At 68.2% G+C, this 12,726-nt stretch carries 10 protein-coding genes; 6 read left to right on the top strand and 4 right to left on the bottom strand.

What is annotated here, in order from left to right; translation table 11 throughout:
- Window positions 1-19 precede the first annotated feature (19 nt).
- From AC1HFW_RS15655 to bamC, 3 genes are all read left to right on the top strand, one after another.
- A complete protein-coding gene (locus AC1HFW_RS15655; RefSeq protein WP_006390425.1) occupies window positions 20-667 on the top strand; it encodes a site-2 protease family protein in 648 nt (215 codons plus the stop codon).
- A gap of 87 nt (window positions 668-754) precedes the next feature.
- Complete coding sequence (gene dapA, locus AC1HFW_RS15650; RefSeq protein WP_061073819.1) at window positions 755-1,660, top strand: 4-hydroxy-tetrahydrodipicolinate synthase; 906 nt, start codon at window positions 755-757, stop codon at window positions 1,658-1,660.
- A gap of 17 nt (window positions 1,661-1,677) precedes the next feature.
- Window positions 1,678-2,802: an outer membrane protein assembly factor BamC gene (gene bamC / locus AC1HFW_RS15645; RefSeq protein WP_061073820.1), complete on the top strand. Its 1,125-nt coding sequence runs from the start codon at window positions 1,678-1,680 to the stop codon at window positions 2,800-2,802.
- A 180-nt stretch (window positions 2,803-2,982) separates the two neighbouring features.
- Here the strand turns inward: bamC and AC1HFW_RS15640 are convergent, their stop codons facing one another.
- The 3 genes from AC1HFW_RS15640 to mutS form a co-directional block, all read right to left on the bottom strand.
- Complete coding sequence (locus tag AC1HFW_RS15640; RefSeq protein ID WP_081105178.1) at window positions 2,983-3,210, bottom strand: endopeptidase; 228 nt, start codon at window positions 3,208-3,210, stop codon at window positions 2,983-2,985.
- A gap of 217 nt (window positions 3,211-3,427) precedes the next feature.
- Entirely contained in the window at window positions 3,428-4,621 is a 1,194-nt protein-coding gene (locus tag AC1HFW_RS15635) for a ribosomal protein uL16 3-hydroxylase (RefSeq protein WP_479284265.1), read from the bottom strand.
- On the bottom strand, window positions 4,618-7,272 hold the full coding sequence (gene mutS / locus AC1HFW_RS15630; protein WP_006390420.1) for a DNA mismatch repair protein MutS: 2,655 nt from the start codon (window positions 7,270-7,272) through the stop codon (window positions 4,618-4,620). The genes AC1HFW_RS15635 and mutS overlap by 4 nt, the downstream gene beginning before the upstream one ends.
- A 437-nt stretch (window positions 7,273-7,709) precedes the next feature.
- On the opposite strand from mutS, the gene AC1HFW_RS15625 reads away from it, so the two are divergent.
- Both AC1HFW_RS15625 and AC1HFW_RS15620 read left to right on the top strand, forming a co-directional pair.
- On the top strand, window positions 7,710-8,240 hold the full coding sequence (locus tag AC1HFW_RS15625) for an RNA polymerase sigma factor (RefSeq protein WP_241073172.1): 531 nt from the start codon (window positions 7,710-7,712) through the stop codon (window positions 8,238-8,240).
- Window positions 8,237-9,223, top strand: coding sequence for a FecR family protein (locus tag AC1HFW_RS15620; RefSeq protein WP_241073171.1), 987 nt, complete (start codon window positions 8,237-8,239; stop codon window positions 9,221-9,223). Before AC1HFW_RS15625 ends, AC1HFW_RS15620 begins: the two co-directional genes overlap by 4 nt.
- A gap of 45 nt (window positions 9,224-9,268) precedes the next feature.
- On the opposite strand, the gene AC1HFW_RS15615 is transcribed toward AC1HFW_RS15620, so the two are convergent.
- Complete coding sequence (locus AC1HFW_RS15615) at window positions 9,269-9,895, bottom strand: pyridoxamine 5'-phosphate oxidase family protein (RefSeq protein WP_061073825.1); 627 nt, start codon at window positions 9,893-9,895, stop codon at window positions 9,269-9,271.
- 332 nt (window positions 9,896-10,227) lie between these two features.
- Here AC1HFW_RS15615 and AC1HFW_RS15610 point away from each other — a divergent pair, with 332 nt between their 5' ends.
- Entirely contained in the window at window positions 10,228-12,720 is a 2,493-nt protein-coding gene (locus AC1HFW_RS15610) for a TonB-dependent siderophore receptor (protein WP_479284261.1), read from the top strand.
- Window positions 12,721-12,726: the final 6 nt, after the last annotated feature.

The following is a 12,726-nucleotide window of genomic DNA, read 5'->3' as shown; positions in this document are numbered from 1 at the left end:
CTCTACAATCCGCATCGCCATGAATGACATCATCCAGACGATCGCGGTCTACGCGATACCGGTTATCTTCGCCATCACCCTGCACGAGGCCGCGCACGGCTACGTCGCGCGCATGTTCGGCGACCCGACGGCGTACCAGGCGGGCCGCATCAGCCTGAACCCGGCGCGCCACATCGACCCGGTCGGCACGCTGCTGGTGCCGGCGGTGATCCTGCTGATGTCCAAGCTGCTGGGCAGCCCCGGCATGCTGTTCGGCTGGGCCAAGCCGGTGCCGGTCGATTTCGGCCGGCTGCGCCGTCCCAAGAAGGACATGCTGTGGGTGGCGCTGGCCGGTCCCGCCGCCAACCTGCTGATGGCGATCCTGTGGGTGTTTTCGCTGCGCCTGTTTCTCGAAACCGGCATGCAGGAGAGTTTCTGGTTCGAGATGGCCATGGCCGGCGTGCAGGTCAACCTGGTACTGATGGCCCTGAACCTGCTGCCGATTCCGCCGCTGGACGGGGGACGCATCCTCTTCAGCCTGCTGCCCAACCGCCTGGCCTGGCAATACTCGAAAATCGAGCCGTATGGCCTGGTCATCGTGGTGGTGCTGCTGGTGACCGACGTACTCTGGATATTGATGCGTCCGGTATTGGCGTTGGGAACGGCAATCGTTCAGTGGTTTCTGTAGGATTTCGGCCAATATCCGTTAAACTCAGCGGTTTCACTGATTCTGGCCCTGAGGCATCCCGCCACCGGGCTTTGGAGCCCCTCATTTATGGCATCCCCTGCAACCGCCGCAGGCGTTAATTTCCAGGGCAGCATGGTGGCCCTCGTCACCCCGATGCAGCCCGATGGCAGCCTTGACTACGCTGCCTACCGGTCGTTGATCGACTGGCATATCCAGGAAGGAACCGATGCACTGGTGGTGGTGGGCACCACCGGGGAATCGCCGACGGTCTCCATGGAAGAGCATGCGGAGCTGATCCGCGTGGCGGTCGAGCATGCCGCCGGCCGCATTCCGGTCATCGCCGGCGTGGGCGCCAACTCCACCGACGAAGCCATCCACCTCACGCGCCACGCCAAGGCGGTGGGCGCGCAGGCCGGCCTGTCGGTGGTGCCGTACTACAACAAGCCGTCTCAGGAAGGCCTGTACCGCCACTTCCGCGCCATCGTGGAAGCGGTCGACCTGCCGACCATCCTGTACAACGTGCCGGGCCGCACCGTGGCCGACATGAGCAACGAAACGGTGCTGCGCCTGGCCCAGGTGCCGGGCATCATCGGCATCAAGGACGCCACCGGCGACATCGCGCGCGGCGGCCTGCTGCTGCGCGAAGCGCCGGCCAGCTTCCAGGTTTTCAGCGGCGATGATCCCACCGCGGCCGCCCTGATCCTGCTGGGCGCGCGCGGCAACATCTCCGTGACCGCCAACGTCGCGCCCAAGCTGATGCGCGACTTGTGTGCCGCCGCCCTGGCGGGCAACGTGCCGAAGGTGCGTGAACTTAATGCGCACCTGGCCCGTCTGAACAAGGCTTTGTTCGTTGAAGCCAATCCTATTCCCGTCAAGTGGGCGCTGGCCGAAATGGGCCGCACCGCACTGGGCTACCGGTTGCCGCTGGTGGAACTGGGCGCACCGCACCACGAAACGGTGCGTCGCGTGCTCCAGGAAACGGGCCTGCTCTAAATATCGTGAGGATACGTATGAACAAGCGTCATGCCGGTCTGTCGGCATTGATGTCTCTGGTGTTGTTGGCCGGCTGCAGCGAGGTCAACCAATTCCTGGGCAATGAAGAGTCCGTCAATTACAAGAGCGCCGTCACGCAACGTGGCGAGCCGCTGAGCATCCCGCCCGACCTGACCCAGGCCGCCAGCGATCCGCGCTACCGCGCGCCGGCGTCGGGCTCGACCACCTATTCGCAATTCCAGCAGCAGGGCCAGGCCCAGGCCACCGCGCCCAAGGCCAGCAACGTGCTGCCCGGCCGCCAGGACATGCGCGTCGAACGCGACGGCGACCTGCGCTGGCTGGTGGTCGACCGCGCGCCCGAGGACGTGTTCCCGCGCCTGGTCGACTTCTGGACCGAAAACGGCTTCACCGTCGCCAGCAACAACCCCGGCGCCGGCCTGATCGAAACCGACTGGGCGGAAAACCGCGCCAAGATCCCGGAAAGCTGGCTGCGCCAGGCCCTGGGCGCGGTGCTGGAATCGGCCTGGGACAGCGGTGAGCGCGAGAAATTCCGCACCCGCGTCGAGCGCGTCAACGGCCACACCGAAATCTACGTCAGCCACCGCCAGATGCTCGAAAAGCGCGTCGGCGGCGACGGCTCGCAAGTGCAGTGGCAGAACGGCAAGGAAGATCCGGGCCTGAACGCCGCCATGCTGGCGCGCATGATGGTCTACCTGGGCACCGACGTCGACAACGCCCGCAAGCTGGTGCAGCAGGCGGAAGCCGCGCCGCAGAAGCCCACGGTGCAGCAGGATGTCCGCACCCAGGGCGCCGCCCTGGTGGTGAGCGAATCGTTCGACCGCGCCTGGCGCCGTGTCGGCGTGGCGCTGGACGGCGGCGGTTTCTCGGTGGACGATCGCGATCGTTCGGCGGGCGACTACTTCGTGCGCTACGTCGATACCGACACCGGCGAGAAGATCGACCAGCCGGGCTTCTTCAGCCGCATGTTCTCGGGCGACAAGAAGGCCGAGGCGCCGCAGTACCGCATCCACCTGACCGCCAGCGGCGAGCAGACCACGGTGACGGTGCTGGACGCCAAGGGCGAGCGCGACAACAGCGCCACCGCCCAGCGCCTGCTGAGCGTGCTGAAGGACAAGATGTAATGCGTCCGCCGCGAGGCGCCCGCGGGCGCTTCGCGACAGCACGAAAAGGCCCCTGCGGGGGCCTTTTTCCTTTCTTGCGCCGCCGCTCTCGCCGGCAGGCGCGCAAACAAAAAGCCCTGGCACGTGGCCAGGGCTTTTTTCGTGATCAGCGGCGGGGGTGGTTCGCTGACTACGATGCGATCAGGATGCCGGCGTGGTCGAACCACCGGGGGCGTTGGAACCGCCGCCAGGCGTGGTGCCAGGCGTGGGAGCCGGCGCCGGCGAGGTGGCCGGCGGCGTGCTGGACGGCGCGGGCGTGCTTGCGCCCGGCGTGGGGTTGTTCGCGGGCGCCGGGGCATCTTCCTTCTTGTTGCACGCGCTGAGCGAGACCGCCAGCACCGACGCAATAATCAAGGTTTTGCTCATCATTTTTGGACTCCTGTAGATGACGACTCTTGAAACCCCGTCAGGGGAAACCAGAATCCAGGCTACAGGAACACGTCAGCGATGCGAGTGTGGAAATTAAAAAGGTCGCATCCCAATGGCAACAAACCTTTCCGCGCGGTGTGATGTCTTGCTTTATGTGACCCTGCGCATAGACCTCATTGCGTTCTGTGCAAGTTGGATACGCGCAGGTGTCCGGATACTACGATTCGACGTAATGGATCCAGCCCGAGTCGAGCCAGTCGGCTAGGCATGAGCGCGCCTCGTCGGACAGGCGCGCGCAGGCCGGATCGGCGCAGTCCAGGCTGCGCGCGTCGGCCAGCTTGCACAAGGCGGGCGAGGCCGGCGTCATGGCGGTCTCGCCGTTGATGAAGAGCTGCTTGCCGCGATAGAGCATGCGGCTGCGGCGGTCCAGCACCAGCTTGCCATGGGCGGGCCAGTCTTCTTCCAGGTCGACGTCCAGGCCCTCGGGGCCGTCGAACACGCTGAGGTTGCTGGGCTCGGTCAGCCAGCAGCCCAGGAAGCGCGAGGCCAGCGCGTCGTCGAAGCGCAGCTTGCCGACCGTTTCCAGCGTGGCCTCGACCAGCGCGTCCGGCACCTGCGCCGGCGTGGCCACGGCGGCCTGCGCGGGGTCGCGGTAGACGGCCGACAGCTTGGGGCCGGGCAGCGCCGGTTCGCCGTAGGGGCCGCCCAGCAGGCCGACGCGCGCCATCACCTGGTCGGCGGCGGCTTCGAGCAGGCCGCGCGCCAGCGTGGCTTGCGTGGGGGCGCGGAAACCGATGGAGATGGTCATACAGCCGTCGCCCGCGGCGATGCCGTCGTGCGCGGCCTGCGGCGGCAGGTAGAGCATGTCGCCCGGCGCCAGCACGGCCTGTTCCTCGGGCTGGAAATGGCTGAGGATCTTGAGCGGCAGGCCGGGTTCGAGCGACAGGTCCTTCTGGCGGCCGTAGCGCCATTCGCGCTCGCCGGCGGCCTGCAGCAGGAACACGTCATAGCTGTCGAAGTGCGGGCCGACGCCGCCGCCGTGGCTGGCGATGCTGATCATCACGTCGTCCAGGCGCGCGTCGGGGATGAAGCGGAACTGCTGCATCAGCTCGGCCGCGGCGTCGCTGTGCAGGTCGACGCTTTGCACCAGCAGGGTCCAATCGCCTTCGTTGTCCTTGGGCAGGCGGGCGAAGGGGCCGTTCTCCATCTGCCATTCGCCGTTCTCGCGCCAGATCAGGCGCGATTCGACGTCGTCGCGGCGCGCCAGCTTCTTGATCGCGGCGATGGTGACCGGCGGCTTGAAATTCGGGATGGCCTGGCGGATCAGCAGCGGCTTCTTCTGCCAGTAGCGGCGCATGAAGTCGTTGGGGCTCTGGTTGCCCAGCAGCGGCAGGGGATGGTCGAGGTTCATTGCAGGTGCTTTTTCAGGCGGTAGAGGGCGTCCAGCGCTTCGCGCGGGGTCAGGCTGTCGGGGTCGATGCCGGCGAGTTCCTCGCGCAGCGTGTCCAGCGCCTCGATGGCGTCGGCGCGGTCGGCCTCGGCGTAGGCTTGCGCGTCGGCGTCGGCCGCGGCGGAGAACAGGCCGAGCTGCGGCGTGGGCGCGCCTTGCGCCTCGAGCCGTTCGAGTTCGCGGGTGGCCTGGCGGATCACGGCGGCGGGCACGCCGGCGCGCTGCGCCACCTGGATCCCGTAGCTGCGGCTGGCCGGGCCTTCGCGCACTTCGTGCAGGAACACGATGCCGCCGGCCGATTCGGCCGCGGCCAGGTGCACGTTGGCCGAGGCGGGCTGCTCGGCCGGCAGGCGCGTCAGTTCGAAGTAGTGGGTGGCGAACAGCGTCAGGGCGCGGTTGTGCGCCAGCAGGCGGCAGGCGATGGCCCATGCCAGCGCCAGGCCGTCGTAGGTGGAGGTGCCGCGGCCGATCTCGTCCATCAGCACCAGGCTGTTGGGCGTGCTGGCCGCGAGAATGGCGGCGGCCTCGGTCATCTCCATCATGAAGGTCGAGCGTCCGCCCGCCAGGTCGTCGGCGGCGCCGATGCGGGTGAAGATGCGGTCGATGCGGCCGATGCGGGCGCGCGCCGCCGGCACGAAGCTGCCGATGCGCGCCAGCAGCACGATCAACGCCACCTGCCGCATGTAGGTCGACTTACCGCCCATGTTGGGGCCGGTGATCAGCAGCATGCGGCGCGCCGGGTCGAGCCGGCAGCCGTTGGGCGTGAAGCGTTCGATGGCCTGCTCGACCACCGGGTGGCGGCCGGCGTCGATGTCGATGTCGGCCTGCTCGGACAGCTCGGGGGCGATCCAGTCGTGGCGCCGGGCGTGTTCGGCCAGTGCCGCCAGCGTGTCGAGCTCGGCCAGCGCGCCGGCGCAGTCGGACAGCGGGCGCACGTGTTCGGCCAGCACGTCCAGCAACTGCTCGAACAGCCACTTCTCGCGCGCCAGCGAGCGGTCCTGCGCCGACAGCACCTTGTCTTCCCAGGTCTTGAGTTCCGGGGTGATGTAGCGCTCGGCGTTCTTGAGCGTCTGGCGGCGGCGGTAGTCTTCCGGCACCTTGGCGGTCTGGCCCTTGGTGACTTCGATGTAGAAGCCGTGCACGCGGTTGAATTCGACGCGCAGGTTGCTGATGCCGGTGCGCTCGCGCTCGCGCGCTTCCAGTTGCACCAGGAAGTCGCCGCCGTCCGCGGCCAGGCCGCGCAGTTCGTCGAGTTCGGCGTCGAAGCCGGCGGCCAGCACGCCGCCGTCGCGGATCGCCACGGCCGGTTCGGCGGCGATGGCGCGCACCAGCAGGGCGGCCAGCGCCGGGTCCACCGACAGGTGCGAGATCAGGTCGTTCAGGCGCGGAGAAGCGGCCATGGGCGCGACCAGGTCGCGCAGCGCGGGCAGCGCCTGCAGCGCGTCGCGCAGGCTGGCCAGTTCGCGCGGACGCACCGAGCGCAGCGCCAGCCGCGCGGCGATGCGTTCGATGTCGGGGAAGGCGTTGAGGGCGCCGCGCAGCGTCTCCAGCAGGCCGGCGGAGCCGAAGGTCTGTTCGACGTCCATGCGGCCGGCCAGTAGCGTCGAGATGGCTTGCTGGCGGGCGTGGGCCTGTTCGTTCTCGCGCAGCGGATGGTGCAGCCAGCGGCGCAGCAGGCGGCTGCCCATCGGCGTGCGGCAGCCGTCCAGCAGCGAGAACAGCGTGGGCGAATCCTCGCCCGACAGCGTCTGCGTCAGTTCGAGGTTGCGGCGCGTGACGGGATCGAGCAGCACGAACTGGCCGGGGCGCTCGGCCGACAGGCTCTGCACGTGCGCCAGCGCCTGCGACTGGGTGCGGGCGGCGTAGCGCAGCAGCGCGCCGGCGGCGCAGATGCCGGCCGGCATGTCTTCGATGTCGAAGCCCGCCAGCGTGTCGGTCTTGAAATGCGCCAGCAGGTGCGCGCGGGCGCCGTCGCTTTCGAAGTGCCAGTCGGGCACGCGCGAACGGGCGCCCTCGAACGGGAAGTCGAATTCGGCGCTGTCGGCGCAGACGATCTCGGCCGGCGCGACGCGGTGCAGTTCGGATTCGAGCTGCGCGGGCGCGCATTCGGTGACGCGGAAGTCGCCGCTGGCCAGGTTCAGCCAGGCCAGCCCGGCGCGCGGCGCGCGGGCGTTGCCGGACACAAACACGGCGGCCAGCGCGCGGTCGGCCTTGGCCGGCAGCAGGGCGTCGTCGGTCAGCGTGCCGGGCGTGACGATGCGCACGATGCGGCGCTCGACCGGACCCTTGGAGGCCGCGGGATCGCCGATCTGCTCGCAGATGGCGACGGACTCGCCCATCGCCACCAGCCGCGCCAGGTACTGCTCCATCGCGTGCACCGGCAGGCCGGCCATCGGGATGGGCGTGCCGTTGGACGAGCCGCGCTTGGTCAGCGTCAGGTTGAGCAGGCGCGCGCCGCGTTCCGCGTCTTCATAGAACATTTCATAGAAGTCGCCCATGCGGTAGAACAGCAGCAAGGGGCCCGCCTCCGCCTTCAGACGGAGGTATTGCTGCATCATGGGGGTATGGCCCGCGTGGGCCTCGGCGGCGGTGGTCTGTGTTGCGGAATTCATGCCCGTGATTGTATCGGGCCGGGGCGGGGTGGGGGGAGGCGCGGCAGGACTCTTGCCGCGGCGGCTTGCGTGCTAGACAAGAAACGGCAACAGGACGATGCCGTGCATCAGGACGAACATGCCAAATAGGCTCATGGTGGCTTCGCAGCAATGCGCCTGGCGCTTCACGCAGATCGGGACGACGGCGCCTTTCGCGGGGTTTCCGAGCCGCGGCCGCGACGTGTGTCGAAGCCTGGGCATCGATGGGGTGGGCTGCCTCGAACGACAGCATGAGGAAGCCGACACCGAATTCTAGCCAGACACGATCGCTCGTGGCACGCCGCCATGCGCTCGCGCGGTGCGAAAACGCGACAGGCGCGGGTGGGTTGGCGGGATCTGTTTTGAAATGAGAGTGGTTATCATTTATGATCCGCTGTCTTTCGATAATCCCGCCGCCCGTGTCGATCCGTCCATCCTCCAGCAGTTGGCTCGCCAAGTACGCGACGATGTTTCGCGACTGGACGCGCCGCAGCGAGCATCCGCAGGAGGCCGAGGACGCGTTGCAGGATGCCGCGCTGGGCATGTTGAAGCGGCAGGGGCCGGCGCTGGCCGACCCGTGCGCCTATCTGTACCAGTCCAGCCGCAACAACCTGGTGACGGGGCTGCGCAAACTGAATCAGCGCGCGGGGCTGCCGTTGCATGATCTGGATGATGGTGAGCATCCGCATGCGGCCGACGCGGCGCAGGACCTGGACGGCGTGCAGTTGGCCCGCGCCATCGATGCCGCCTTGCGCCAGTTGCCGGAAAGATGCCGTCAGGCCTATGTCTGGCATCGGCTCGATGGCCTGACGCAGGTCGAGATCGCGGCCCGCATGTCGGTGTCGCTCAACACGGTCGAGCGCTATATCATGCGTGCCATGCGCCACCTGCGTGATGCGCTGGATGACGCCGGCGCGGCCGTGCCTTCCCTTCCTTCCTCCTCGAAATGAACCCTTCGTTCGATCCTCGCGATTATTCCGACCCGCGCGACGCCGCGGCGGCATGGTTCGCGCGAGCGCGCTCGGGCCGCATGGACGCGGCGCAGCGCCAGGCCTTCGAGAGCTGGCTGGGGGCGGATGCGGCGCATCGCCGCGAGTACGCCCTGCTGGAACGGCTGTGGGAAGACACCGCGCAGGTCGGGTCCGCGCGCCTGCGCGCCCTGGCCGGCACGCCACCGGCCAGGCAAGGCCGGCGCCAGTGGCTGGGCTGGGCGCTGGCGGGCGGGGGCGCGTTGGCCGCCGCAGGCCTTGGCGTCGGGGTGGGCCTGCCGTGGGGCGAGTCCGCCGGGTACGAGCAGGCGCTGGCCACGGCCCACGGCAAACGCCAGGCGCTGATGCTGCCGGACCAGTCAGAGATCGAACTCAATACCGACAGCCGCGTGCGGGTCCGTTATTACGCGGATCGCCGTGAAGTGGAGCTGGAGGAAGGCGAAGCCAGTTTTTCCGTGTCGCCCGACGCGGCGCGGCCGTTCATCGTGCGGGCAGGACGCGCGGCGGTGCGTGTCACGGGCACGCGCTTCAATGTGCGCAGGCTGGGCGACGACGCGACCGAAGTCGTCGTCAGCCAGGGCAGCGTGGAAGTGGGCGCGAGCGGCTGGCGCTTCTGGCAGCGCGAGGCGCTGGGGCCGGGGCAGGGGTTGCTTGCCAGCGCCAGCGGCTTGATGCCGATCGCCACCGTGGATGTGGCGGCGGCGACCGCTTGGCGCGAGGGGCGGGTGATCTTCAACAACACCCCTCTGTCCAAGGCCGTGGCGGAACTGAACCGTTATGCGCCGTTCTCGATGCGGATCGAGGGCGCGGCGCTGGAGCGCGTGCGGGTGGCGGGGACGCTGAACGTGGATTCGCCCGGCACGCTGCTGGAGTTGCTGCCGCGCATCGCGCCAGTGCAGGTCCGCGCCGACGGGCCGGCGCGCTACGTGCTGGTGCCGCGCTGACGGCAGCGGCCGCTCGACGCGCGGTTGCTCGCCACCGAACCGCGATCAGTACAAGGTGCTGGCCACGCGCGCCGGCTGGTCGCGATCGTAGGTGACGCCGTCGAAGGTGCCGGCGGTCAGGTCCGACAGCATGCGGCCGACGCTGGGCAGCGCCGTGCGCGGGATCTGGGTGGCGGGATCCCACAGGCGCGAGCGCAGCAGCGCGCGCGAGCACTGGAAATAAACCGTCTCCACGTCGACCACCAGGACCGAGCGCGGCGACTTGCCATCGATGTCGAAGCGCGCCAGCAGCGCCGGATCCACGCTGATGCGCGCGCGGCCGTTCACGCGCAGCGTCTCGTTGACGCCCGGGACCAGGAACAGCAACGCCACCCGGGAATCCGCGAGGATGTTGCGCAGGCTGTCGATGCGGTTGTTGCCGCGTCGGTCAGGCAGCAGCAGCGTTTTTTCGTCCTCGACGACAACGAAACCCGCGGGGTCGCCGCGCGGCGATACGTCCAGGCCGTCCGGTCCGCAAGTGGCCAATGCCGCGAACGGCGCGGCTTCGATGAAGGCCCGGTAGTGCGGATGCACGTGATCCACTTCTTTCTTCAAAGAGGCTTCGCCGGGTTCGCCGTAGAGCGCCTGCAATGCTGCGGCGTCGGTGACGAGATGAGCGGGATCGGTGTGCATGGTGGCAGGTCCGTTTGCGGGGGAGGGCCCGGCGGCCCGGCGGCTTGCCGCAGGCTCGGGGATGGCATGAGCGGCTTTATAACCCGTGCGGCGCGTTTCGCCGCCGATACGCGGCGGCCGGGCATCGCCTGGCGCACTCGTCGACCGGCATGCGCGCCAGGCGTTTTGACGGCGCCAGTCCGGCGCGACGCCCCGTGTCGGGATGGCTGGTAGGATTTTGTTTCAATTTTCGCGCTGCCGTTCTTCAGGGTTCCGGGCATCCGCGCACTCGTTATCAATGAGTGCCGGCTTGCGAGGGGCAAGCCGCGGTTAACCGTTGGAACCCATAACTCATGACCGTTCGATCCACCCGCCTGCGTCGCGCGCTTGCGCATGCGCGCTTCCTGCCCGGCCGGCTGTCGCTGGCGCTGTGCCTGCTGCCGTTGGCGCCCGCCGTCGTGAGCGCGGCCGAATCCGCCATCGTGGTCAATTCGGCGCGCCAGCCGCTGCACGAAGCCCTGGTGGACATGGCGCGCCAGATGTCGCTGGAGCTGTTGTACGACCCCGCCCTGGTGGCGGACAAGATCGCGCCGCCGGTGGCGGGACGCTTGACGCCGCAGCAGGCCCTGGACCGGCTGCTGGCCGGCAGCGGCCTGGTCGCGGTGGTGGAAAACGGCAAGGCCGTGATCGAACGCGCGCCCGCCAATCTCGACGCGGCGACCCTGTCGGCCATCATTGTGACCGCGCGCCGCGCGGAAGACGGCACCACCGAAGGCACCGGTTCCTACACCAGCCGCGTCACCAGCACCGCGTCCAAGACCGATCTGGCGTTCCGCGAAGTGCCGCAGTCGGTGTCGGTGGTGACGCGCCAGCAGATCGACGACCAACATCTCACCAATGTCAGCCAGGCCCTGGAGCATGCCGCCGGCATCACGGTGCGGCGCGCCAACTACAACTCGTACGACTTCTATTCGCGTGGCTTCCAGATCACCAGCCTGCAGATCGATGGCGGCGCGCCGTTGGCCCTGGGGGCGTATACCTACGATGCCAGCCAGGACCTGGCCTTCTACGACCGGGTCGAAGTGATGCGCGGCGCCTCGGGCCTGCTGGGCGGCATGGGCGATCCCGGCGGCATCGTCAACCTGGTCCGCAAGCGGCCGCTGGCCGAATACCAGCTGACCGTTGAAGCCTCGGCCGGCAGCTGGGACAACTATCGCAGCATGATCGACGCGACCGGACCGCTGGGTTTCGACGGCCGCCTGCGGGGCCGGGCGGTGGCGGTCTACAGCGATAGCGATTCGTTCCTGAAGAACCGCCATTCGGACTCGCCCAAGTTCTATGGCGTGCTGGAGGCCGACCTGACGCGCGATACCTTGCTGACGGTGGGCGGCAGCTACGCCAAGCGCCACGAGCGCGGGTCCGGCGACGGCCTGCCGCGCTATGCCGACGGCCGCGACCTGGGATTGTCGCGCTCCGCGTCGTTGACGCAGCCATGGAGCCATGCGAACACCGAGACCGCGCAGCTGTTCGCGCAGCTGGAGCAACGGTTTGCCGAGCGCTGGAAGCTCAAGCTCAACTACACGCACGAGCGCAACAATACACGCTCGACCACGGCCTTCGCGTATGGCGCGATCAACCCGGCCGATGGGTCGGGCGCGACCTGGGGCGGCGGCCGCTACGCCATGGAAAACACGCAGAACCTGTTCGACGCCAACCTCAGCGGCGGCTTCGATCTGTTCGGCCAGCGCCATGAGATCCTGCTGGGCGCGGACTGGCAGCGTACGCAGGGCACGTGGGCCACGGGCAAGCCGTCGGACAACTGGATGGTGCCGGTCGACGTCTTTGACCGCAACGCCTGGAATCCCGACATGGACGTGCCGCTGACCACGCGCTACGACCCGTGGGGCCAGGAGCAGAAGGGCCTGTATGGCGTGTTGCGGCTGAACCCGACGTCGCGCCTTCACCTGATCGCGGGCGCCCGCGTCAGCCGCTACAAGTTCTTCCAGACCGTCTCGATGCGCCAGGGCGAGGGCGCGCCGTGGGCCGTGACGTCGCGCACCGACTACGAGGAGCCGACCAAGACCACGCCCTACGGCGGCATCATCTACGACCTGGACGACACCTGGTCGGCCTATGTCAGCTATTCCACCATCCACAAGCCGCAGGGCCTGCTCAAGGCCGGGCCGGCGCCGGGCACGTCGTTGCCCGCGATCAAGGGCCGCAGCTACGAGGCGGGGCTGAAGGGCGAGCTGATGGACGGCCGCCTGAACGCCACCTTCAGCCTGTTCAATGTCGAGCGCAAGGGCACCGGGGTGCTGGATCGCCGTTATCCCGAATCCTATGACGTGTGGGCCGGCAGCTGCTGCTACCAGGCGCAGGGCAAGGTGGTCAGCCGCGGCTTCGATATGGAGATTGGCGGTGAAGTGACGCCGGGCTGGGAACTGGCGGTGGGCTATACCTTCAACAATACCCGCGACAAGAGCAGCGACGCGATATTCAGCTCGATCACGCCGCGCCACCTGTTCAAGCTGTCGACGGCGTACACGCTGCCGGATGCGCTATCGCGCTGGCGCGTGGGCGGCAACGTCATCATGCAGAGCGCCACCTTCGTGTCGGGCTCGATCTATTCGGCCGACGGCAAGGCGAGCCCGTACAAGTTCACGCAGCCCGGCCATGCGGTGGTGGGATTGATGGCGCAGTATCGCTTCGATCCGAGCTGGACCGTCACGCTCAATGCCAACAACATCTTCGACAAGGTCTACTACGAGCGGGTGGGCGGGGCCGACGGCGGCAATTGGTATGGCGCTCCGCGCAACTGGATGCTGACGCTGCGGGGAACCTACTGACCAGGG

The sequence above is a fragment of the Achromobacter sp. ISS7 genome (assembly GCF_056523125.1).
This window is presented reverse-complemented; position numbering and strand designations above follow the sequence as displayed.